We start from the raw sequence: 24,608 nt of genomic DNA on the forward strand, positions 1-24,608 counted from the left end.
ACCCGCTCTTCCGGAAGATAGTTTGCAGATGCTGCATAAGTCACATCTCAAGCGCCAAAAGAAACAGCGTATTCAGGTGTTTTCCGTACAAATGGCGTTATTGCTGTTGTTTTTTGCATTTTGGGAGATCGCGGGCAGGCTGAAATGGATCGATGTGCTGCTGTTCAGCTATCCGTCCAAGGTATTCGCGCAGATTGGCAAAGATATGGTGAGCGGTGAGCTCTGGGGGCATCTTGGAATTACGGTCGGGGAAACAGCAGCGGGATTTGTGCTGGGAACGCTTTTTGGGACGCTGCTTGCCGTACTGATCTGGTGGTCACCGTTTCTTTCCAAGGTGCTTGACCCTTACATGGTTGTCTTTAACAGTATGCCTAAGGTCGCCTTAGGTCCCATATTCATCGTGATGTTTGGTGCCGGATTTTTATCCATCACCGTTACCACGCTGTCCATCACAGTGATTGTGACGACGCTGGTAGTGTATAACAGCTTTTGCGAGGTGGACACCAATCTGATTAAGGTTGTGCGCGTCTTCGGCGGGACGAGGGCTCAGGTATTCCGTAAAGTAATTCTTCCGGCCTCTTTTCCTACCATTATATCTACCCTGAAGGTCAATGTAGGCATGGCCTGGGTTGGCGTTATTGTAGGCGAATTTCTGGTGGCCAAGATGGGGCTCGGCTATTTGATCATTTATGGTTTTCAGGTATTTAACTTTACGCTTGTCATGTCCAGCCTGCTGATTATTGCTGTTGTTGCTACAGGTATGTACCAGCTTGTCGTCTATGCGGAGCGTAAACTGCTGAATCATCGGCGATAACCAAGGGAGAAAATGCTGCTGAATTCCGACATTTGTTCCGCTCAAAAAATTGACAGGCCCGTGTGACATTGTGTCCGGCGCTGAAATCCGCTACCATGGAATACGTCAAATGTGTAAGAAAGAGGCGGTTTCATGGGCTTTCGTGTCATTAAAACAGCCATTGCAACTCTCATGGCGATTCTGGTAGCGGATGCGTTCGGCATAACAGGGCCGCTGTCAGCAGGCCTGCTGGCTGTACTCGGCGTGGATGTTACCCGTAAGAAAAGCATAAGAACGATATCTGCCCGTTTTTTCGCATCGCTTCTCGGGCTTGCTTTTGCTTGCGTATTATTTGAAATTCTGGGCTATCATTACTGGGTGCTGGCTATCTATATATTAGTTGCCTTTCCCATAATAGCCCGCGCCAACTTCAAAGAAGGTATCGTAACCAGCTCGGTAGTTGTCTTCCGGGTCTATGGCAATGGCAGCATCACGCTGCCGACGCTCGTGACACAGATTGAATTGCTTGTGATTGGCCTGGGTTCAGCAATGATTGTTAACCTGGCATATATGCCGCAGGCAGCCGATCAGATGGTTGCAATCCGCAAACGGGTGGATAAGCAGTTCTCTATTATTTTCGCCCGGATTGCCCAAACGCTGCGTGATCCTGACTATGTATGGGATGGAAAAGAACTGATTGAAGCAGGCAAAGAAATCCGCATCGGAAAAGAGGCGTCGCACCGGGCGATGGAGAATCAAATGCTTCATCCGGACGAGGTCTGGAGCATTTATTTTTACATGAGGAAAGAGCAGCTGGAGTCCATTCAGAACATGCTGCAGCTCATTTCACATGTATATCATAAGCTCCCGCAAGCGGATGATGTAGCAGAGCTTTTCGAGCAGCTCAGTCATGATGTTACGGAGGAAGTATATACCGGCCGCACGGAATTTCTTTTGGAACGGCTGGAACAGGAATTTAAAACGATGGAGCTGCCTTCCACCCGGGAGGAATTTGAGATCCGCTCGGCAATTCTGCAGCTGATCCGCGAATTGTCCCTCTATCTTAAGCTGGCGAAAAAGAATAAGGCGCCGACTTCCGTCGCTGCACGTAAAGCTGCCATCACTTCTGAATAACGGCATATGCCTCATATACCCCTGCTGCAGGCTTCTGTGCTAGAACCTGATCGCCAGCAGGGGTTTTCACGTTTTTTGCAGGGGATTTTCATCATATAATACTTCCAACGCAGTAGAGCAAAGCTTTGATATTATTAGTTACTACACGGTGTTCTACTTAGAAAGTTGCGTATTTTCGCCATTCGCTGGCATTCTCTTTCGAAGCGAAGAAGAATATTTCATTCATTTATGCTCGTTTAATCAACAAATGCCTATGTCCTGCATACACTTAAGTGAATGATTGTATGGAGGAGGTTCAAAGATGTCATTAAGCGATAAACATCAATGTAGAGAGATCATAACGAAAGCGATCTGCGGCAAAGGTCGTAAGTTCTCTACCGTAACACATACCGTGACTCCGCCTCATAATCCAACCAGCATCTTGGGGGCATGGATTATAAACCATCAGTACGAAGCGGTTGCCGCAGGCGACGGAATTGAAGTTATTGGTACTTACGATATCAACATCTGGTACTCCTATGACAAAAACTCTCAAACCGACGTCGCGAAAGAAACGGTATCCTATGTAGAGCTGGTTCCGCTCTCGTATCTGGATCCAAAACACCGGGCTTCAACCGTGGAGGTATCTGCGGAGGCCACGCAGGAACCTAGCTGCGTTGAAGCCAGTGTTTCGTCCGGGGGAGGCAATGTCATCATCCGCGTAGAACGTGAGTTTTGCGTAGAGCTTGTGGCCGAGACCAAGGTTCGTGTTCTGGTGTGTGAAAAAGGCCATGGGGATTACGAAGACAAAGAATTTGATTTCGGCGACGATGTGGACTACGACGATTTGGATCCTGATTCATTGGATGATGAATTGTAGGTTAGCGGGGCTGGAAAAGAGGTATGGTTTAATATATGACGCGAGGGCGGCGGCGTAGAGGGCGGATGCCCTCCTTTTTTATTTTTATTTTTATTTATTCGCGAAAAGGGTGAAGCGGTAGATGAATAATCAGGAGGAAGCAGAACGTTATGGAAGCTGGTCCGTCTCACTCAGGCATGCACGCCTGACCCGTTCCGGGATAGCTTCACTGCTCAACGTGAGCGATAAACCTCAAGAGGGCGGTGTCTATCGCAGCCGTTATGCTGTTCATGTATCCGGCTTGCATGCCATCGAAGTGGCTAAAGTGGAAGGACCGGACCGTTCATTCCGCTCACCGATACCGCTGAATACGGAGCAGGCAGCCGTTTCATCCTCCTTGCTTTATCAACTTGAAAAAAGGGCAGTACGCAGCCTGTACACACTTGGCTTAAGCTCTGGGGAGGTACTGCTTGTATCCACCGGCGGCGAACGAAAATATGCGGTTGAACAGATCACACCGTCGGCTTGGATAGAAGGTCAGAGGCTGCAGCAGCTGTATCTACGGGCAGAACGTGAACATGCACGGAAGCTTCGGCATGAGCTCGGCAATACATCATCTCTCATGCTGGGGATGGATCCGGAATTTCTGATTGTAGAACCCGGTGACCATGAGGTTGTACCTGCATCCCGCTATCTGGACCGGGAAGGTGAAGTCGGATGTGATGCGGTGCATGGAGACGGGATAACCACATATCCCATTGCCGAGCTGCGGCCGCAGCCGAGTGCGAATCCCCGGGGACTGCTGGTCGGATTGATGAGAACGATGCGGATGGCAGGGGAGATGATCACGGACCGGTCACTGCTTTGGCTGGCCGGAGGCATGCCGAAGACAGGACTGCCGCTCGGAGGCCATCTTCATTTCAGCGGCATCGAGCTGACAGCTGAGCTGCTGAGGACGCTGGATAATTATCTTACTCTACCGGTCTCCGTTCTGGAGGCGCCGAGCAGTCAGTTAAGACGTCCGAAATATGGTTATCTCGGAGATTTCCGCAGGCAACCGCATGGAGGCTTTGAGTACAGGACGCTGCCCAGCTTCCTTGTCTCCCCTCTTTTGACCAAAGGGATTGTATATCTCTCCTACCTGATTGTTACCAATTATCGGACACTTTCCCGCCGTCCTCTTGAAGATGAAGACCGGATACATCAGGCCTACTATAGGGGGCAAAGGGAGAAGATACGTGAATGCCTCGAGCCGATGGTCGCAGATCTTCAGGCTCTGGAGAAGTATAAGGAAGTGGAATCGTATATCGACCCACTCCTCCGTCATATCCGGCAAGGTGGCGTCTGGAATGAATTTCGTGATATTAGACCGCTCTGGAATATTCCCTTTCAGCCTTGATGATGATATCCTTTGATTTCTGCTATAATAGGGCATGAGCAAAGTTCGAGGTTTGGAGGTAAGTCATGGCACAATATACGCCAATGATTGAACAATATTTAGCAGTGAAGGAACAAGCGCAAGACGCTTTCCTTTTTTTTCGTCTAGGCGATTTTTATGAAATGTTTTTTGAAGATGCAGTGAGGGCATCAAGAGAGCTTGAGATTACCTTGACCGGCCGCGAAGGCGGTGGGGTTGAACGAATTCCGATGTGCGGAGTACCATACCATTCGGCTGAAGGCTATATCCAGCGCCTGATTGAGAAAGGCTATAAAGTGGCCATTTGTGAGCAAATGGATGATCCGGCTGTCACGAAGGGCATGGTACGCCGTGAAATTGTCCGTGTGGTGACCCCGGGAACCATTATGGAAGGGAAGACCATTGCTGACAAATCCAATAATTATCTGGTATGTGTGACAGAGAGTGACAGAATGATGTCGCTTGCTGCATGTGATATCTCGACAGGTGAACTGTATGTCACGTCGGTTCCTTCCTCTGTGGAATGGCTGCGCGATGAAATCGGCATTTATGAACCTGCGGAAATGATTGGCGACAGCGGGGTTCTGGAGCTGATTCAAACGGAACAAATGCAGTGGAGCCGTCCGGTTGTGTATACACCTTGGGAGAAAAAAGATGAGAAGCTGGTGCGGAGCCAATTCGGTGAAGCGGCCTGGGCCAGACTGGATCCCGAGCGCCAGCACTGCGTGTCTGTTCTCATTTCCTATCTGAGTGAGACCCAACGCCGCTCTTTGGGGCAGCTGACTCAGTTCTCGCCGTATGAACCCGGGCATTACATGATTCTGGATCCATTTACTCGGCGGAATCTGGAGCTTGTGGAGACAGTACGTGATCGCTCGAAGAAGGGATCTCTGCTATGGCTTTTGGATCGTACTCAGACGTCGATGGGAGCAAGACTTTTGCGGAGGTGGATCGATAAGCCGCTTCTTCACCGTAAACCTATTGAAGAACGCCTGGAGGCGGTAGATCATCTCTATAACCAGTTTATTCTTCGTGAGGATTTAAAGGCCTCATTAAATGAGATTTATGATTTGGAGCGGCTTGTGGCAAGAATTGCTTTTGGAAACGCCAACGGGCGTGATCTGAATGCATTAAAAGTATCGCTGCAGCAAATTCCCGCCCTTAAGGAGCTCTGCGCGACTTCCTCTTCTAGCACGCTTCGCCGCATCGCCGGTGAAATGGACGAATGTACGGATCTTAGCGAGGCCATTGATCTGACGATTGTGGAGGATCCTCCCGTATCCGTTCGGGATGGGGGTCTCATTAAGCCAGGCTGCCATGACCATCTGGATGAACTGCGGGAAGCAAGCGTTAACGGGAAGCGCTGGATCGCGGAGCTTGAAGCCAAAGAACGCGAGGTCACAGGCATCCGCTCACTGAAGATCGGCTTTAATAAAGTGTTCGGATACTATATTGAGGTGACCAAGGCCAATGTAAGCTCCTTGCCTGAAGGCAGATATGAACGCAAGCAGACGCTGACTAACGCAGAGCGTTATGTGACACCCGAGCTGAAAGAGAAGGAAGGACTAATTCTTGAAGCTCAGGAAAAGATGGTAGACCTGGAATACACTCTATTCACAGAACTCAGGGAAAAGCTTGCTGCTGAAATCTCGAGATTGCAGCTGCTGGCCGAAAAAGTGGCAGAGCTTGATGTGTACCAGTCACTGGCCGCAGTCAGCGCCGAGCAGGGCTTCGTAAAACCTGATCTGACGGATGGATATGATCTGATTGTGGAAGCAGGAAGGCATCCGGTAGTCGAGGCGGTTATGAAGGATTCCTCGTTCATTGCCAATGCGACGCGTCTGAGCCGTGAGGAGGCAGGGATTCTGCTGATTACCGGTCCGAACATGGCAGGTAAGAGCACGTATATGCGTCAGGTAGCACTCATTTCCATCATGGCTCAAATGGGCTGCTTCGTACCGGCAGGAAAGGCCGAAGTACCTATGACAGATCGTATCTTCACACGGATTGGTGCTGCGGATGACCTGATTGGCGGACAGAGCACGTTTATGGTGGAGATGGCCGACATTCAGGTCATGACGGAAAAAGCAACGCCGCGAAGCCTGATTATCATAGACGAGCTGGGTCGGGGTACCTCGACCAGTGAAGGCATGGCCATCGCTCAAGCCGTCATTGAATATGTGCATGATACCATTGGCTGTAAGTCACTCGTGTCAACGCATTTTCATGAGCTTGCCCACTTGGAGGAAAGCCTGAAAGGACTAAGAAATTATTCCATGGCGGTACAGGAAAGCGGAGAAAATGTTCACTTTCTGCGCAAGCTGGTGCCTGGTCCTGCAGGAAGCAGTTACGGCATCTACTGTGCCCGCTTGGCAGGTCTGCCTTCATCGATTATTGGACGGGCTTATACTTTACTGCAAGGGCTTGAACAGAGCGTTTCACAAGCAGCTGTAGGGCTCGAGGAAGTGGAACAATCTACTGCAACAATGGAGTCTGCGGCACCAGCAGAGCCTGTCCATGTCTCCAATGAAGTCGTCCAGATGTCCATTTTTGGAGAAGAGGAAATAAAACCTGCTTCGAAGGCTGCGGCACCTGCTGAAAAGGTAGACCCATCGCTCATACATATCGTGGAAACGATCAAGAGTGTAGATGTCATGAATATGACGCCGCTTCAGGCGATGCAGCTGCTGAATGAATTAAAAATGAAAGCCAGGGATCTGTAACTATATATGGCTTTGATATAAGGATATGAGATAAGGGGTGACGGATATGGCAAAAATTCATATATTGGACGAGCATATTGCCAACCAGATTGCTGCCGGTGAAGTGGTGGAGCGTCCAGCTTCCGTTGTAAAGGAACTCGTGGAGAACTCTATTGACGCCGGCGCGACCCGCATCGAGGTTCATGTGGAGGAGGGAGGGCTTGTAAGCATCCGGGTGTCAGATAACGGCTCAGGAATCGAGCCTGATGACTGCGGGACAGCCTTTTACCGCCACGCAACCAGTAAAATTGAAAACAGTCGGGATTTGTTTCACATAACGAGTCTGGGTTTCCGCGGTGAAGCTCTACCCAGTATTGCAGCCGTAGCCAAGGTCGAACTGGTGACTTCGAACCGGGATGACGGCATGGGACGGCGAATCCGCATGGAGGGTGGCAAGCTTCTGGTGGAGGAGGATACGCCTGCACCGCGCGGAACAGATATCCATGTGAAGGAGTTATTTTTTAATACACCGGCGAGACTGAAATATATGAAGACCATTCAGACTGAGCTCGGTCACATCTCTGATTTTATGTACCGGATTGCTCTTTCCCATCCGGAAATTGCCATCACGCTGCGTCATAATGAGAATCAGCTGATTAAAACGCTTGGAAATGGCGATTTGCTCCAGGTTATTGCGGCCGTGTATGGCACACAAGCCGCTAAAGCGATGCTGCCGATCCAAGCAGAGAATCTTGATTTTGGAATTAGCGGTTATGTGAGTTTGCCGGAATGGACAAGATCGAACAGAAATGGGATATCTACCATTGTTAATGGAAGGTATATCCGGAATTACGGTCTGAATCAAGCGATTCAACGCGCTTATCATACGCTGCTTCCGATCAACAGATTTCCGCTGGCTGTGCTGGAAATCAAAATGCATCCATCTCTTGTGGATGTTAACGTGCATCCGGCCAAGCTGGAAGTCCGGTTCAGTAAAGAACAGGAGCTGTATCCGTTTGTCGAGGAGAGTATCCATCGTGTCCTGCGTCATGAGATCTTGATTCCTCAGGCCGTTAAGCAAAATATAGGCGGCAAGAACAGCAGTTCATTTGTTCAGGAGCAGTTCCATTTTCCTAACCGGAGCGCGCAAGCTGATCCGGCGGCAGAAACGGCTTCAGCCTCAGAAACAGTGAATTTGCCAACAACTTCGGATCAGGCGCCATCTGCGAATAATTTCAGTAGCAATGAGCTCTTTTCACAGAAATCCAAAGAACAAAGCAAACCATACAGTTCAAGCGGATATTCGGATCGAGTACAGGGACAATGGCAAACTGGCAGCAGCGTGATTAGAGAAGAACGGCCAACCACCTATCGCGGGGGTTCCGTTCCCGCCCAGCGGGGCAGTCAGAGCTCTAATCCAGAGCTGGCCAGCAGATTATTGGCTCCTTCTGCGGACAGTCAAGCGGAAATACCGTCGTTTCCTGAATTGACACTAATTGGGCAGCATCACGGTACCTACCTGATCGCACAAAACGATCAAGGACTGTATCTGATTGATCAGCATGCGGCCCATGAACGTGTGAATTATGAATTTTATTATGAAAAATTTGGGCAGCCGGCGAATGCCTCCCAGGAACTCCTGCTGCCGATCACGCTGGAATTCACACCTTCCGAGACCGATCAGCTGAAGGACAGGCTGCAATGGTTTGAGCAGGTAGGTGTGTACCTGGAGCATTTTGGGGGCCAGACGTTCCGCGTCCGTTCCCATCCTTACTGGTTTCCTAAGGGCGAGGAAAAGGAGCTTATCGAAGAGATGGCAGAATGGGTTTTGGGTGAACGCATGATTGACCTGGCGAAGCTCAGAGAGAAATCATCGATTCTGTGCTCCTGCAAGGCATCCATCAAAGCAAATCAGAAGCTGACAGAGCAGGAAGCCAACACGTTGCTTGACCGTTTGGGAGCTTGCAGACAGCCATACACTTGTCCACATGGGCGGCCGATCGTGGTTTCTTTTTCAACCTACGATCTGGAAAAGCTTTTTAAGCGGGTCATGTAAATGAATACTGCTGTAAAATACTGATAATTATCGATGAATGGAGATTGACATGATTATTACAACAGGGGACAAGGCCGGAGAGAAGATTATTAGCCGTGCTGAGGCCCTGGCATCCCGCACCGGGAGCTTATATGTACCAAGGCGCCATACCTCATTGCCGAAGATGGCCGGTATGCATGGGAATACGGATATCATCGTTGTTTTAGATGGAGGTGCCAGGCTGGTCAGAGCAGGCGAGGATCCCATGGCTTTTCACCCCAGTATGGGATTTGTTCGCGCGAAACGGATTATTAGGGGAGAAAATGATCCCATGATCGATTCGGCCCATATGAGTGAGGGTAATAGCGTATTGGATTGTACGGCCGGGCTTGGCACGGATGCACTGGTTTTCGCGGTTAAAGGCGGATTGAACGCCAAGATAACGGCAGTGGAAAGCTCTCCCTCGCTGGCTGCGCTCCTATCAGAAGGACTGGCATACTACACCTCGGGCGTTGAAGAGATCAATGCAGCTATGCGGCGCGTGAACGTTCTGAATCAGCATCATCTGGATGTACTCCGCTCATTGCCGGATGGCAGTATGGACATCGTCTATTTCGATCCGATGTTTCGCGAGCCGCTCATGGACTCATCAGCAATTAGGCCTTTGCGGTGGTTTGCCAACAGCGACCCACTGACCGAAGAGAGCATTAGAGAAGCCGTCAGAGTTGCCCGGAAAACGGTGGTACTGAAGGAAAAACAAGGCAGTGGCGAGTTTGCCCGTCTCGGATTCTCGGAGCGGGAACGAGCCCATTCTAAAATTTCATATGGAGTGATCACCGTTGACAGGACTTAATACAACCGAGAATAAACCGAAGCTGCTGGTGCTTGTAGGACCTACGGCCGTCGGTAAGACAAAGCTGAGTATTGAGCTTGCAAAAGAGCTGAATTGCGAAGTCATTTCTGGAGATTCCATGCAGGTTTACCGGGAGATGGATATTGGTACTGCCAAAATCAACCAGAACGAAATGCAGGGGATTCCGCATCATTTAATCGATATTCACTCTCCGGATGAGCCTTATTCCGTTGCTGAATTCCAGGAACAGAGCCATCAGCTCATCCAGGAAATTCATGCGCGCGGGAAGCTGCCTTTCATCGTTGGCGGGACGGGTTTGTATGTGGAATCGGTCTGCTATGATTATCAATTTGCCCAGGTGGGTGAAGACAAGGCTTTTCGCGATGAGCAGGCTGCGTTTGCCGAGGAGCAAGGAGCTGAAGCCCTGCATGCCAAGCTGATGGCGGTGGATCCGGTCAGTGCTGAAAAACTGCATCCCAATGATCAGAGACGGATTATTAGGGCTTTGGAAATCTATCATTTGACGGGAATCGCTCTTTCGGCCCAGTTGGAGGGACAAACCCGGGAATCTCCGTATCAATTATGTCTCGTCGGTTTGACAATGGATAGGCAAATGCTATATAAACGTATTGAAGCCCGTATTGATGAAATGCTGACGCAGGGTTTGGTAGAAGAAGTCTCTTCTCTGCTGGAAAAGGGCTACGGAACAGATCTGGTCTCCATGCAGGGGCTGGGTTATAAGCAAATCATATCCTATCTTCGAGGCCGCGAATCTCTGGATGAGGCGGTTATGATCCTGAAGAGAGACACACGCCGGTTCGCCAAACGCCAGCTGTCCTGGTTCCGCCATATGAAGGATATCTCATGGGTGGACGTCACGGAGCCCGTAAATTTTTCTGCTAAATTAGCGGAAATCCGTGATATAATAGCAGGAAAGTTTCTCTCAAATCTTGAATATACTTCAAAACAATCTAAATGAAACGTTGGGGGTACGGGTAAATGAACAAATCCATTAATATCCAAGATACATTCTTAAACCAGCTGCGCAAGGAAAACATCCCAGTTACCATTTTTCTCGTAAACGGATTTCAGATTCGCGGCACCATCAAAGCTTTCGATAACTTTACTGTAGTTGTCGATTCCGATGGCAAGCAGCAGATGCTGTTCAAGCACGCTATCTCCACTGTTACACCTCAACGCAATGTTTCATTGATGCAAGAAACGCCAAACGAGGGCTAACGGACGTAATTTGAAACTTTTTTGGATGATTTTCGTTTAAGTATATAGACTTCAGTAAGCCGGCGATCTGCTGCGTTTGCTAATGTCTGTAGGCATAGGACTGGAGCGGAGCAACCTTGTCGAGGTTGTTCTTTTCATTCCAAAACTTGAATGATCCTAAAGGGAGTCAGGAGGCACCATGGATAACAATAAACTGTCGAGGACGGGTAGTAAAAATAAAGAACAACCATCCAAGACACCGAAAAAGAAAAAGAAAAAACTATCAGGCAAACGAATATTTTGGACTTTGTTTTTTACATGCGCGATCGCCGTGTTTTGCGCCATTGCAGGGTATCTGTATATATCGGTCAACGGCGAACGACTGTACCAAGCCAACAAGGATAAAATTACGGTTAATGAAACCTCAAAGGTATACGACCGTAACGGGGATCTCATGGGCGAGTTGTCTCTGCAAAAAAGCGATCCGGTAAAAAGCGAAGACATTCCTAAGCTTTTGAAGGATGCATTTATTGCAACAGAGGATAAAAGGTTCTATGAGCATAGCGGCGTCGATCTTTGGTCGATCGGGCGAGCGGCCGTAAAAGACGTCATGGCCCGTTCCAAGGTCGAAGGCGGCAGTACGATCACCCAGCAGTTGGCAAAGAATATTTTCTTGACCCGCGACAAGACGTTCTTCCGTAAAGCGACGGAGGTATCCATTGCGCTTGCGCTTGACCGTAATTTGACCAAAGACGAAATCATTACGATGTATTTGAACCGGATTCCCTTTGGAGGACAAATTTACGGGATTAAAGAAGCATCCAAATATTATTTTGGTAAAAGCGATTTGAATGATCTTAAAGTCTGGGAAATCGCGACGCTTGCTGCGATGCCTAAGGGACCATCCAAATATAACCCGCTCCGTAACCCGGAGCTTTCGATGCAGCGCCGCGCGGTGGTTCTCAGTTTGATGGCTGACCAAGGCTACATTACTGCAGACGAGGCCGCCAAGGCTAAAGAAGTAGTTTATAATTACGAACCTCCTAAGAAAAAACAGAATTATCAGAACTTTATGGATTATGTCATGAATGAGGCTGAGGACGTAACCGGGTTAAGTGAAGATGATCTGAATATCGGTGGCTATAAAATTTACACGACCATGGATGCAAATGCCCAAAAGGTGCTTGAAAAGGAATTTGCTGATGCTTCCAATTTCGAGAAGAGCAAGGATGATCAGCCTGTTCAGGGCTCCATGGTCATTATGAATCAGGAGAACGGTTCCCTGGTTGCGCTTCTAGGTGGACGTGACTATGAACGTAAGGGATACAGCCGTGTGACGAACAGCCGCCGTCAGCCGGGATCGGCGTTTAAACCGATTGTATCCTATGCTCCGGCACTCGAAACCGGTAATTTCAATATGGATTCACAGCTGAGCAACAAAAAGCAGTGTTTCGGTAAATACTGTCCGGGCAACCTTCACGGTTATTCTGACACGATTGGAATGTCTGAGGCGATCACCAAGTCGGAAAACATTCCCGCCGTGTGGACGCTTAATGAAATTGGTGTTAAAACGGGCTTTAACTTCGCTACAAAGCTTGGCATTCAGTTGACTGAGGATGACAAGAATCTTGCGATGGCGCTTGGCGGTATCAGCAAAGGCACCAACACGCTGGAAATGGCTCAGGCATATAGTGCTTTTGCCAACGGCGGCAAGTTCAACAAAGCGTTCTCCATCAAAAAGATTGATGGCAGCGATGGCAAACCTGTATATACGCATAAAGATAAGAGTGAGAAAGTGATGGAAGAAAGCACTGCTTATCAAATGACCGAAATGATGAAAAAGGTCGTAGAGAGCGGTACAGGAACAAAAGCCAGAATCGACAGACCTGTAGCAGGTAAAACAGGTACAACACAAAGTGGTATCTCGGGACTCAAGTCTAACCGCGACGTCTGGTTCGTTGGCTATACGCCTGAACTGACCGCTGCAGTTTGGATGGGTTATGATAATCCCGATAAGACTCATCTGCTCCACAACAGCAGTCCGCTCGCAGCCGCATTCTGGGGTAAGGTTATGAAGCAGGCTCTCGAAAACTTCCCGAAGAAGGATTTTAAAGTTCCGGATAATATGAAGCAGCCTGAACCACCTCCGGTTGAAGAGACGACGGAACATGTAAGTGGACTCATTGCAAGCTATAGTCCGGAAACACAAACGGTATCCTTGTCTTGGAATGGTTCGGACAGCGGCAATGCAACTTATCGTGTATACCGCAAGGAATCCTCGGAAGCCGATTTCTCGCTGCTTCTGAATGATGTGTCTGATACAAGCGCAGAGGATATGGGTGCAGTGGCAGGTCTCACTTACCAGTACTACGTTACAGCAGTATCGAAGGATACAGGGACAGAGTCCGATCCATCGAACACCGTAACGATAAAGGTCGAGGGACCTCCGGAAGAACAGCTGCCACCTGACGAAAATACAGGCGATAACGGTCAGGACGGAAATACGGACCAAGGCCAAGATGGAAACACGGGTAACAATCCGGGCAATGGAGACCAGGGTAACGGCAGTGATAATGGTATTGGCAATAATGGCAACAATGGCAATAACCATGGCAATAACAATGGAAACAATAACGGAAACAATAACGGTAATGGAAATGGAAATGGTAGCGGTAGCGGGCAAGGCGGTGACCAAGGCGGTGGTACTGGATCAGGTACGGGGAACGGGAGTACTGATACCGGTACGATCGTTCCACCGGATAACGGTAGTGGTGGCTCTACGGATACGGGCTCCACTGGCGACGGTACTAGAAAGCCGGATAACATCGGCTCCGGACCGATTGAAGATGGAACGAACCCTTAATAACTGCATGTGGTACAGAAAATGAGCTCCCTTATGGGGGCTCTTTTCATTTTTTTGCTTATACAATAGGCCGTGCTTGCGCTATATTTAACTTATACATTTTGAGTGTGATTCCTAAATGTGATAAGCTGAAGCTAACATATTGGAGAGGGAAATTTCCATGAAACGAAAATTTGGAGATCGAGCGAACTGGCGCCGGATTTCCCGCCGGCGATTTGCCTGCCGTTATGTCGAAAGTGATTCATTCACCGGGTACATAACGCTCTACACGATTTACAACTTAAAAGAGCCACTATGGAAGCATTACGGGACCCATACCTACCGCATTGCGGATAAAGGCTATTCTTGGCTGCAGTATTTTCCTAAAAACAGTCATTACATTGTCACAGCCATGTTTGATGAACATCAGGAAATCATTCAATGGTACATAGACACCTGTAAGACGCAAGGAGTCACAGAACAGGGAGTCCCATGGTTTGATGATCTGTATTTGGATATCGTCGTCCTGAGAAACGGAGAAGTTTTCTTACTGGATGAGGATGAACTTGAGGAAGCCTTGGCACGCGGAGTGATTACACAAGACGATTACATGCTTGCGACAACAACGGCGCGGGAAGTGCTGCATGATATTAAAGCACATAAGTTTCCCTATTTCCTGATGTCATTGGATCAGCGCAAGCGGCTGTTTGAAAATGGGGATTTCAGGAGGAAAACATGACAATGTCTGAACGGGGACCGGTGATGCTGACGAGGAAAAGGCGCTCTCCCTTGAAAACCACTTTCTTTTGCATCGCTGCATTGGTGATTCTGGGTCTGCTGTGGACCGGGTTGGTGTGGTGGAAAATAGACAGTACCCAAAGCTCCAGCCTCAGCGGAGCCAGCGATGTCGGCATTGTTCTGGGAGCATCCATGTGGGGTGATTCTCCGAGTCCCGGCCTCAAAGAAAGGCTTGATGAAGCTTTGAAGCTGTATCAGGAGAAGAAGTTCAGCAGTATCATCGTCAGCGGCGGACTGGACAAGCCGGGAAATAAGTTTACGGAAGCGGAAGGCATGCGGAATTATTTGGTAGACCATGGCGTGCCTGAAGCAGCTATTATATTGGAAAACAAGGCGCGAAGCACCTATGAAAATCTTTTGTTCAGTCAAGAGATTATGAAGGAGCGCGGCTACTCCAGTGCTGTCATCGTAACTCATCAATATCATGGTATGCGCTCAAACGATATTGCAAAATATTTGAAATACGAGCAACCGCAGCTCGGTTTAACGGAATCTCGGACGCTTCAAATGAAATACCATAAGCCCAGGGAGGTACTGGCCTACACCAAATGGAAGATTGATGAGCTGCTGCTCTGGCTTGGCTGGAAATAAGCCTGAAACTGCTAATAACCACTCTTTAAGTAGAATACATTGAATAGAGAATACATCTCTGTGGATATGAGGTGATGGATGCATGAACGGGCGTGTTGCGGCCGCAAAGGGCCTGCCGGAAGGCAGGCCATCCAGACAAATCAATGTTATTTTACGCAACCAGGAGCCTCCTGTACTTAGCAGTGCTGTTCCCGAAAAAGAGTCTGTGACTGCACAAAAAAGCATTGTTCAGCACACTCTGTATCAGGAAATTGAAAGAGAGCTAGAAAAGCTCGTGGGTTTGGAGAATATCAAAGAATTTGTATTTGAAATCTATGCCTTGCTGCAGATCACACATATGCGCCAGGAAGCGGGTCTTGCCTGCGGAGGGCAGGTATATCATATGGTGTTCAAAGGGAACCCGGGTACGGGGAAAACAACGGTTGCACGCATTATTGCGAAGCTTTTTCAGAAGATGGGTGTACTCAGTAAAGGTCATTTGATTGAAGTGGAACGTGCGGATCTGGTTGGTGAATACATCGGACATACTGCACAGAAGACGAGAGATCTTGTTAAAAAAGCTCTTGGGGGCATTCTCTTTATCGATGAAGCCTATAGTCTTGCCCGTGGCGGAGAAAAGGATTTTGGCAAGGAAGCGATCGATACGCTGGTCAAAGCGATGGAGGACCATAAGAATCAATTTGTTCTTATTTTGGCCGGCTACTCCGAAGAGATTGACTTTTTCCTGCAAACCAATCCTGGACTGCCTTCCCGCTTTCCGATTCAGGTGGAATTTCCGGATTATTCCGTAGACCAGCTGATTCAGATTTCAGAACTGATGGCGAAAGAACGTGACTACATTTTAATGCCACAGGCGATAATGAAATTAAGACAGCATCTGATTCAGGAAAAAACGGAAACCGAGCATGCCTTCAGCAACGCCAGATACGTGCGTAATACGATAGAAAAATCCATTCGTAATCAAGCCGTACGGCTGCTCAATGTGTACGCGAACACCAATCCCGGAAAACTTGAGCTGATGACGCTGAGAACAGAAGATTTCAAGCTTGAACTTAAGGGTACGGTTTAATGGCTTTTCAGAATACGTAAGCAGCGGAAAAGGGGTACTCATTTTTGGCACATACCATTCACGATACGAACACACAAATACGCGACCGGGCCGTTCTTGTCAGTCTTGTCACCGATGAGGTTAAAAGGTCTGGAATCAATCCGGAGCATTCCCTTCAGGAACTTGTCAGCCTGGCTGAAACGGCGGGTGTTGAGGTGCTTGATGTTATCAGCCAAAACCGTGATGTACCTGATGTCCGCTGGTTAATCGGCAAGGGTAAGGTAGAGGAACTGAGGGTCTCAATTGACTCCGCCCAAGCAAATACCGCTATTTTCGATCATGATTTATCTGGAGCCCAGGTTCGTAATTTGGAGCAAAGCCTGGATGTTAAGATTATTGACCGGACGCAGCTTATTCTTGATATTTTTGCGCAACGTGCGAAGACACGTGAGGGGATTATTCATGTTGAATTGGCACAGCTGTCTTATTTACTTCCTCGTCTGTCGGGACACGGCAAAAATTTGTCGCGTCTCGGCGGGGGGATCGGTACGCGTGGACCGGGTGAGAGCAAACTGGAGACGGACAGACGTCATATCCGGAGCCGTATCGGTGATTTGAAAAAGCAGCTTGAGGCAGTGATCAAGCACCGCAAGCTGTACCGGGGACGCAGGCAAAAGAGCGGGGCTATTCAGATCGCGCTTGTAGGATACACCAATGCCGGGAAGTCAACGCTGCTCAAGCAGCTTACCAGTGCTGACGTGTATATTGAAAACCAGTTGTTTGCCACTTTGGATCCGACTTCGCGCACTTTAGAGCTGCCTGGCGGCAGTGAGGTTATTTTAACGGATACGGTCGGATTTATTCAGAATTTGCCGCATGATCTGATTGCTGCTTTTCGGGCTACCCTTGAGGAGGCCAATGAAGCAGATTTGATTTTACATGTGGTGGATGCCTCTTCACCGATGCGCGATGAGCAAATATCGGTCGTTGACTCCATTCTTGAGGAGCTGGGAGCGGCGGATAAGCCGCAGCTGATTCTTTTTAATAAAGCAGATATTTGTACGAAGGAGCAGCTTGAAATGCTGCCGGCAGGTCCAGGGTATCTAAAAATCAGTGCACTCAATCAAGATGATCTGCTCCTTGTAAGACAAGAAATCCAAAACCGTTTGTCTGGTGGGATTCTGACATTCCGGATCCCGCCGGAAGACGGTAACACCATGGCGATGCTTTATCGTGTAGGAGATGTCATAGGACAGCAGGCCGAAGAAAATGATATGATCTATAAAGTAAAGGTACACAAGCCTGATTATGAGAAATGGGGACACATGCTTGCCTCATATCTTGTAAGAGATTGAATGGAACGACGTGGAGGAGAAATTCGGAGACATGAAACAATTTGCACAAGAACTGGAACAATGGAAAGAAACTGCTGAAGATCGGATCGAAGGACAACTGCGTAAACTGGACCGTGTTATTGACCAGAATCAATGGAAGGTCATCGAAGCGTTTCAGCGGCATCAGGTAAGTGATTTTCATTTTGCGGGTTCAACAGGGTATGCCTATAATGACCGGGGCCGAGAGGTGCTGGATTTGGTATATGCGGACGTATTTGGAGCCGAAACTGCTCTGGTACGCCCGCATTTTGCTTCGGGCACACATACGATTTCGACGGCTCTATTTGGCGTGTTAAGACCTGGGGATGAGCTTTTTTATATCACGGGACGTCCCTACGATACACTTCATAAAGTTATTGGTAAAAAAGGCGACGGAACCGGCTCGCTGCAGGATTTTGGAATTACATACCGTGAAGCTGACTTAACGGCGGATGGCGGCATTGATTGGGATGCTGTCCGTGACGGAATTCATGCTTCCACGAAAGTAATCGGAATCCAGCGCTCAAGAGGGTATGATTGGCGATCATCTTTTACGGTGAATGAAATCGGTGAAATGGTCAAAAAGGTGAAAGAAATCAAGCCGGATGTGATCCTATTCGTCGATAACTGTTATGGGGAATTTACCGAAGAGCTTGAACCTACAGAAGTAGGTGCGGATTTGATCGCGGGCTCTTTGATTAAAAATCCGGGTGGAGGCATTGCCGAAACAGGAGGATATATTTGCGGAAAGCAGGCCTATGTGGATCTCTGCGCGTACCGGCTGACAGCTCCAGGAATCGGAAGTGAAGTGGGTGCGATGTTAGGTACGACACGTGGAATTTATCAGGGGTTGTTCATGGCACCGACATTGGTTGGACAAGCTTTAAAGGGAAGTATTTTTGCAGCGGCCATGTTCGAACAAGCTGGATTTGTAACTAAGCCGGCCTGGAATGAGCCGCGGACGGATTTGATTCAGGCTATCGCATTCACGGGCGCAGAACATCTGATTGCTTTTGTCCAAGGTATACAGCGCGCCGCTGCAGTGGACAGCCATGTGGTTCCAGAACCGTGGGACATGCCTGGATATGATCACCCCGTTATCATGGCAGCGGGGACCTTCATCCAAGGCGGAAGTCTCGAATTATCCGCTGACGCACCGATCCGGGAACCTTTCATCGGGTACATGCAAGGAGGTCTGACATACTCTCATGTCAAATTTGGAGTCATGTTAGCCCTGCAAAAGATGAAAGATCAAAATTTATTGTAAGTTTATCTGACATGTTATTGACGCATGAGATCAGGAAATGTACAATATGAGTGAGAAAAGTTTACTGGAAGGTTGAGATAAGTCATGGGTGATGATATTCGCAGAAACATGGCATTGTTCCCAATTGGTATTGTTATGAAACTTACCGATTTGTCAGCCAGACAGATCCGGTACTATGAACAGCATAGCCTGATTGTTCCTGCACGTACCTCGGGTAATCAGCGCCTGTTCTCCTTTAACGATGTGGAAAGATTGCTGGAAATCAAGGCTCTGATTGAGAAGGGTGTTAACATCGCCGGTATTAAGCAGGTGATGAACCCGGTGTCCAAAGAATCCGAGGAAGCGACAGTCATTACCCCGGATACAGAAGTGAAACGAAAAGAAATGTCAGAATCCCAACTGCACCGCCTGCTGAAGCAGCAGCTCGTTTCCGGTAAGAGACCGGGCCAGGTATCATTAATTCAAGGTGAATTATCCCGGTTTTTTAATAAAAAATAAAATAGATTCAAAAATGGAAAGGGAGAGGATCCTGTGAGCTACACTAAAGAAGATATTCTTCGAATTGCCGAGGAAGAAAATGTTCGTTTTATCCGCCTTCAATTTACCGATTTGCTGGGAACGATTAAAAACGTTGAAATTCCAGTAAGCCAATTGAAAAAAGCAGTTGACAATAAGATGATGTTCGATGGATCTTCCATCGAAGGTTATGTTCGTATTGAAGAATCCGATATGTATCTGTATCCGGACCTCGATACCTGGGTTATTTTCCCTTGGGTAACCGAAGACCGCGTTGCACGTTTGATTTGTGACGTATACATGCCAGACGGTACTCCATTTGAAGGAGATCCACGCGGCATTTTGAAACGTAACCTTAAAGAAGCAGAGGCTATGGGATACACTTCCATGAATGTGGGCCCAGAACCGGAATTCTTCCTGTTCAAAACGGATGAAAAAGGTAATCCGACAATGGAACTGAACGACCAAGGCGGATACTTTGACCTTGCTCCTACAGACCTTGGTGAGAACTGCCGTCGTGAAATCGTGCTTACCCTTGAAGAAATGGGCTTCGAAATCGAAGCTTCCCACCATGAAGTGGCTCCGGGCCAGCATGAGATCGACTTTAAATATGAAAATGCTGTTAAAGCAGCTGACGAAATCCAAACATTTAAGCTGGTTGTTAAAACCATTGCACGCCAGCATGGCCTGCATGCAACATTTATGCCTAAGCCGCTGTTTGGTGTGAACGGTTCCGGTATGCACTGTCACCAATCCCTGTTTAATGGTAACGTCAACGCTTTTTATGACGAATCCGATGAGCTTGGCCTGAGCCAGGAAGCTCGTTACTACATGGCGGGTATTCTGAAGCATGCACGTGCTTTTGCTGCGATCACGAACCCAACCGTAAACTCTTATAAACGTCTGGTCCCAGGCTATGAAGCTCCTTGCTATGTAGCATGGTCCGGCAGCAACCGCAGTCCGATGATCCGAATCCCGGCTTCCCGCGGTCTGAGTACTCGTGTCGAAGTGCGTAACCCGGATCCAGCTGCCAACCCTTATCTGGCACTTGCCGTAATGCTGCGTGCCGGTCTGAACGGTATCAGCAAAAAGATGCCTCTTCCAGCTCCAATCGACCGTAACATCTATGTGATGTCCGAAGAAGAGCGTATTGAAGAAGGCATCCCAAGTCTACCAGCTGACCTGAAAGAAGCGCTGAACGAAATGGTTCGCGATGAAGTGGTCATCGAAGCGCTTGGTGAACATGCATTGTCCCACTTCTACGAGCTTAAAGAAATTGAATGGGATATGTACCGCACGCAAGTTCATCAATGGGAACGCGATCAATACATGACTCTGTACTAGGATGATAACCCCCTTACGCCAATGGCGTGAGGGGTTTTTGTATTTGTAGGAGATGGGGGGGAGTATATTTTATAAAGATGTTAGACGCCCACAAAACGCCCACATTTATTTAAAATCAACTCCTGCATTATAATTATGATACTTCCAATTTATTTTTTTCAAACATTATTTTCGTCGGCTTGTTTTTCGGCTTCTCTAATTATTAGATATATGGCTAATACAATTAAAGAAATAATCAGAATTTCGATGCACAACTTTTCAGAATTCAAATTGTAAATCAGATTATAGCCATTGTAATCACGGTTTACATCCATACTACTCCATATTGGTGCAACAAGCGCTCGTTCATACTCTTTATTTGGTCCCCAAAAGGTGTAGAACGGAACATTACAAATACCAAAAATAAACAATAAGAAAGCATAAACAAAAAAGAGGGTAATTCGACAGTAAGAGAAAAACTTATAACTTACTCGTATTGTATTTTTCAAACTATTCACCTCAAAGTTGATAATTTAGTAATGAAAGTAGGTTGTAGCTTAAAGAGTTGCAATCATACGATTGCAACTCTTAATGCTAATTTAATATGGCATAGACGCAGGCGGTATCGGTGAGCTTGCAGTTGAACTATGTGCGCTATTAGTTCTTGTCCAATAATCATTCGTTTTAGTTAAGAGAGTTCTATTCTCTCCAGAATTAGGGGTTTCATAGAGATGATAACCAGCATCATCAATATATTCATACTTCCATGTTCCTTGATAGATCTTTTTATTCCAGTAAATATAAGGTCTTGTTGCCCAGTAAGTCCACGCATCTACAGTAACGCCAGTTGACTTAGAAGCGGTTTGCGAAGCGCCATAAGAAGCTTGAAAACCAAATTTTGCTTTAATGTTAATGTCGCCCGAAAATCCAAGGGATTCATTAATCGTGGAACTTGTTGTTGTTGAAATAGTAACCGGAATAGTAGATCTGTAATTATCCTCTGCTAACCAAACTATTGCGTAAGTATACCAGTTACCATCATAAGTCAAAACAGGTGATTTACCTGGTGCCCAGTCATTATATAATACAGTATACACAAATGGAGTTATCTCACCATTTGTCTTTTTAAGTGTAGTAGTATTGATGCTATCAACTTTAGCAATAATTGCATCGATTTCGTTTGATCCAATCGACTGTTTGGATAGTTCATTTTTAAGCTTAGTTTTATCAATCGTATTTGATTTCTTATCAACAATTTCATCCATCGGAATATCGATTTTGGGTGCAACTGATGGAGCCGAGAATGTTTTTACTGAATTTGATTCTTCAATTGAGACTTGCTTTTGAGAAGAAGATTGTTCGTTTGCTTCAGCAGCAAACGAACTTGATAATGGGACAAGAAGAAAAGTGGCTGATAATAAGAATGTTGCAAATTTTTTTAGTTTCATTTTTACCTCCATTAGTTATTAGATTAGTGGTTCTTCAAATGCAAATTTCAAATCCGATTTTTATGTAATTTGTCTCGGTGCGATTTCGTACAACAAAATAATGTGTCTACACCAAAAAATCTCCCCTCCTTTATTAATTTTTACTGTTACGATATATAAAACAATTTAAATATACAAAAGTTACATATAAATATATTTTTTATAAAATATGTAATTATAAAGATTATATAGTGGAGAAATGGAGTTGTGCCAAAATGTTGAGTCTTGAGTTCCGGAGGAATTATAAATCAATACTGTAATTTCGACAACTGGTGGCTTAGACTTTTAAAGGTTCTGATCCCTGTCTCACAAATGGGGGTCAGTCCTCAAGGCGTGAGGTTTTTTTAAATATGGAGGGCATTTTAAAGGGATTATCGGCTTTGGAAGGAGTGCCCCCAAGATTGCCACCCATTTTATATTTACGATGAGACAACAAAGCCAGAAAAAGGGAACCTAAGATGCCTGAACGTGACAGCTAATGGGTTTGCGTCATGCAATCAATGTATATTCTAGTATTTGAAACTTTTACCTTACGCGCATCGTATAGATGGTGGAGGCGATACATATGAAATTAAATCAGAAAATAGGTTTATCACTGATGGGCTAACACTTGCACTTGTTTATCTACGGTTGCTGATGCTGTTGCTTCAGTCGTAATTGACACCAAGCTTATCCCCAGGAGTCCTGCTGGAAGAGTCTTTTTTTGAAAACATTTTGTGAATAACAAAATAAAATGCAGATGTTTTACAATCCGCTCATTTGTTGGACCCGTGCTGATGGTTTATCTTGAGACGTGGATTGAACCATTATTTAATTGCCTTATTGCCCTTCCGCAAGCTCGGTGCATTCCATAAGATATGATGTACTCTAAATTAAAGGAGGGCGCACTCATGAGTGAAGTTGTTGGAGGAGTAGGTTATGGAGGTTTAGGCACAAGTACTGCAGCTATCCTTGTTCTGTTCATTTTGCTGGTTATCATAACTAAATCTTTCTTTTTCTAAGATTAGGACATCTAAGACCTGCTGGCTTTGAGCTGGCAGGGTCTTTTTGTATTACGGGATCAGTAAATATTTTGGTTTATAGGAGTATCATGAGGCTTCATGATCCATCCATTGACGAACACGCACGGCGTTTTCAGGTTCGCTGCTGGCAGTCAATTCGAGTAAAGACCGCTTCCGGATGATCATTATCCAATACACTGAAGTACATAACGACGCCATGAGAAGCAGAATTATTTGAAGGTAATAGCATATTGATCCTACTTCGAGAAATCTTTTTTTGGGTAGGGGTATACGCCCAATTACCACAAGATATCTTATGTTCAATTACTTACTTGAAGAATTTGATTCTTGGATCATAAATAGTAAGGGTGCTTTTTAAGCTAACGGGTCAGAATAGTTGAAAATATCCCATTAAGATCTCGATGGTATGATGATTCCTTGATTGGACCGAATATGGGTTCCGCGAATATGAGAGCAACATTTCGTTATTCACCTCATGTTATAACTATCGTGTACTTATTTGACACAGATAGGAGATTAAAAATCATGACTAGATTAAAAGGAAAAGTTGCTTTAGTTACGGGTGCAAGCCGGGGGATTGGACGTGCCATTGCGACTCGTTTAGCACAAGAAGGGGCATTAGTAGCCGTTCATTATGGCACGAATCGAAGCGCTGCCGAAGAAGTCGTACAAGATATTGAGCAGAACGGAGGAACTGCATTCACGATTGGTACAAAACTTGGTTCTTTAGAAAGCATACAGACATTTTATAAGACTTTGGATGATTTGTTGAAAGAGCGTACAGGTGACACGCACTTCGATATACTAGTGAACAACGCAGGGATCGGCCTGACAACCCTAATTGAAGATACTACGGAAGAGGCATACGATGAGATCATGAAGATAAATGTAAAGATGCCATTTTTCCTGATTCAACAAGCTTTGCCACATTTACGAGACGAAGGTCGAATTATTAACTTGTCGTCCGCTGTCACAAGAATTTCCCTGCCTATTATTCCTGCATACAGTATGACCAAAGGGGCAATCAATACACTAACACTCACTTTATCCAGCCAACTCGGCTCACGTGGAATTACGATCAATGCCATCCAACCTGGATTTGTTGCCACGGATATGAATGCCGCAATGCTGCAAGATCCTGCTTCAAAAAAATATGGTGCTGATTTTTCGATCTTTGGAAGATGGGGGCAACCAGAGGATGTCGCGGATATAGCTGCTTTTCTAGCTTCTTCCGACAGCCGCTGGATAACCGGGCAATTGATCGATGCCAGTGGAGGCTCTCATTTGTAAACCCGGAAAAGTGGGGTAAACCGCCGATACGCTAATTAAATAGATTAAAATTAAAACCTTC

20 protein-coding genes are annotated in these 24,608 nt (G+C 46.7%); 19 read left to right on the plus strand and 1 reads right to left on the minus strand.

The genetic code is table 11. From position 1 onward, the window contains the following. Window positions 1–28 precede the first annotated feature (28 nt). The 17 genes from KJS65_RS04855 (at window position 29) to glnA (ending at window position 20,769) form a co-directional block, all read left to right on the plus strand. Window positions 29–814 (plus strand): ABC transporter permease, encoded by a 786-nt coding sequence (locus KJS65_RS04855; protein WP_374706168.1) that lies wholly within the window; start codon window positions 29–31, stop codon window positions 812–814. Window positions 815–946: 132 nt separating this feature from the next. Continuing rightward, window positions 947–1,927, plus strand: coding sequence for an aromatic acid exporter family protein (locus KJS65_RS04860; protein ID WP_213648815.1), 981 nt, complete (start codon window positions 947–949; stop codon window positions 1,925–1,927). Window positions 1,928–2,228: 301 nt separating this feature from the next. Beyond that, complete coding sequence (locus KJS65_RS04865) at window positions 2,229–2,786, plus strand: outer spore coat protein CotE (RefSeq protein WP_136605993.1); 558 nt, start codon at window positions 2,229–2,231, stop codon at window positions 2,784–2,786. A 121-nt stretch (window positions 2,787–2,907) separates the two neighbouring features. Beyond that, window positions 2,908–4,164 carry a putative amidoligase domain-containing protein gene (locus KJS65_RS04870; RefSeq protein WP_213648816.1) on the plus strand — a complete coding sequence of 419 codons (1,257 nt, stop codon included), beginning with the start codon at window positions 2,908–2,910 and terminating at the stop codon, window positions 4,162–4,164. 65 nt (window positions 4,165–4,229) lie between these two features. After that, window positions 4,230–6,905, plus strand: coding sequence for a DNA mismatch repair protein MutS (gene mutS, locus KJS65_RS04875; protein ID WP_213648817.1), 2,676 nt, complete (start codon window positions 4,230–4,232; stop codon window positions 6,903–6,905). 46 nt (window positions 6,906–6,951) lie between these two features. Next, the gene (gene mutL / locus KJS65_RS04880; protein ID WP_213648818.1) at window positions 6,952–8,940 is read left to right on the plus strand and encodes a DNA mismatch repair endonuclease MutL; all 1,989 of its coding nucleotides are present in this window, start codon (window positions 6,952–6,954) and stop codon (window positions 8,938–8,940) included. 49 nt (window positions 8,941–8,989) lie between these two features. Continuing rightward, on the plus strand, window positions 8,990–9,772 hold the full coding sequence (locus tag KJS65_RS04885; protein WP_213648819.1) for a class I SAM-dependent methyltransferase: 783 nt from the start codon (window positions 8,990–8,992) through the stop codon (window positions 9,770–9,772). Beyond that, complete coding sequence (gene miaA, locus KJS65_RS04890; RefSeq protein ID WP_213648820.1) at window positions 9,759–10,751, plus strand: tRNA (adenosine(37)-N6)-dimethylallyltransferase MiaA; 993 nt, start codon at window positions 9,759–9,761, stop codon at window positions 10,749–10,751. Before KJS65_RS04885 ends, miaA begins: the two co-directional genes overlap by 14 nt. Window positions 10,752–10,771: 20 nt before the next feature. Further along, the gene (gene hfq / locus KJS65_RS04895; RefSeq protein WP_127602544.1) at window positions 10,772–11,011 is read left to right on the plus strand and encodes an RNA chaperone Hfq; all 240 of its coding nucleotides are present in this window, start codon (window positions 10,772–10,774) and stop codon (window positions 11,009–11,011) included. A gap of 178 nt (window positions 11,012–11,189) precedes the next feature. Then, window positions 11,190–13,853 (plus strand): transglycosylase domain-containing protein, encoded by a 2,664-nt coding sequence (locus KJS65_RS04900; RefSeq protein ID WP_213648821.1) that lies wholly within the window; start codon window positions 11,190–11,192, stop codon window positions 13,851–13,853. Window positions 13,854–14,013: 160 nt separating this feature from the next. Continuing rightward, window positions 14,014–14,571, plus strand: a complete 558-nt coding sequence (locus KJS65_RS04905; protein ID WP_213648822.1) for a ribonuclease FAU-1 family protein — start codon at window positions 14,014–14,016, stop codon at window positions 14,569–14,571. Window positions 14,572–14,573: 2 nt separating this feature from the next. After that, window positions 14,574–15,221, plus strand: coding sequence for a YdcF family protein (locus tag KJS65_RS04910; protein ID WP_244864381.1), 648 nt, complete (start codon window positions 14,574–14,576; stop codon window positions 15,219–15,221). Window positions 15,222–15,303: 82 nt separating this feature from the next. Continuing rightward, entirely contained in the window at window positions 15,304–16,290 is a 987-nt protein-coding gene (locus KJS65_RS04915; RefSeq protein ID WP_213648824.1) for an AAA family ATPase, read from the plus strand. Window positions 16,291–16,334: 44 nt separating this feature from the next. Then, entirely contained in the window at window positions 16,335–17,624 is a 1,290-nt protein-coding gene (gene hflX, locus KJS65_RS04920; RefSeq protein ID WP_213648825.1) for a GTPase HflX, read from the plus strand. A gap of 31 nt (window positions 17,625–17,655) precedes the next feature. Continuing rightward, window positions 17,656–18,909 (plus strand): methionine gamma-lyase family protein, encoded by a 1,254-nt coding sequence (locus tag KJS65_RS04925; protein WP_213648826.1) that lies wholly within the window; start codon window positions 17,656–17,658, stop codon window positions 18,907–18,909. An 84-nt stretch (window positions 18,910–18,993) separates the two neighbouring features. Then, window positions 18,994–19,407 carry a MerR family transcriptional regulator gene (locus KJS65_RS04930; RefSeq protein WP_136605982.1) on the plus strand — a complete coding sequence of 138 codons (414 nt, stop codon included), beginning with the start codon at window positions 18,994–18,996 and terminating at the stop codon, window positions 19,405–19,407. A 33-nt stretch (window positions 19,408–19,440) separates the two neighbouring features. Next, window positions 19,441–20,769, plus strand: coding sequence for a type I glutamate--ammonia ligase (gene glnA / locus KJS65_RS04935; protein WP_136605981.1), 1,329 nt, complete (start codon window positions 19,441–19,443; stop codon window positions 20,767–20,769). Window positions 20,770–21,347: 578 nt separating this feature from the next. On the opposite strand, the gene KJS65_RS04940 is transcribed toward glnA, so the two are convergent. Further along, a complete protein-coding gene (locus KJS65_RS04940; RefSeq protein WP_213648827.1) occupies window positions 21,348–22,196 on the minus strand; it encodes a hypothetical protein in 849 nt (282 codons plus the stop codon). Window positions 22,197–23,125: 929 nt separating this feature from the next. On the opposite strand from KJS65_RS04940, the gene KJS65_RS04945 reads away from it, so the two are divergent. Both KJS65_RS04945 and KJS65_RS04950 read left to right on the plus strand, forming a co-directional pair. Next, window positions 23,126–23,236, plus strand: coding sequence for a sporulation protein YjcZ (locus tag KJS65_RS04945; protein ID WP_213648828.1), 111 nt, complete (start codon window positions 23,126–23,128; stop codon window positions 23,234–23,236). A gap of 546 nt (window positions 23,237–23,782) precedes the next feature. Further along, window positions 23,783–24,547 carry an SDR family oxidoreductase gene (locus tag KJS65_RS04950; RefSeq protein WP_213648829.1) on the plus strand — a complete coding sequence of 255 codons (765 nt, stop codon included), beginning with the start codon at window positions 23,783–23,785 and terminating at the stop codon, window positions 24,545–24,547. Window positions 24,548–24,608 lie beyond the last annotated feature (61 nt).

Source organism: Paenibacillus sp. J23TS9 (assembly GCF_018403225.1).
In the GTDB taxonomy this organism is placed as follows: Bacteria; Bacillota; Bacilli; order Paenibacillales; family Paenibacillaceae; genus Paenibacillus_AQ.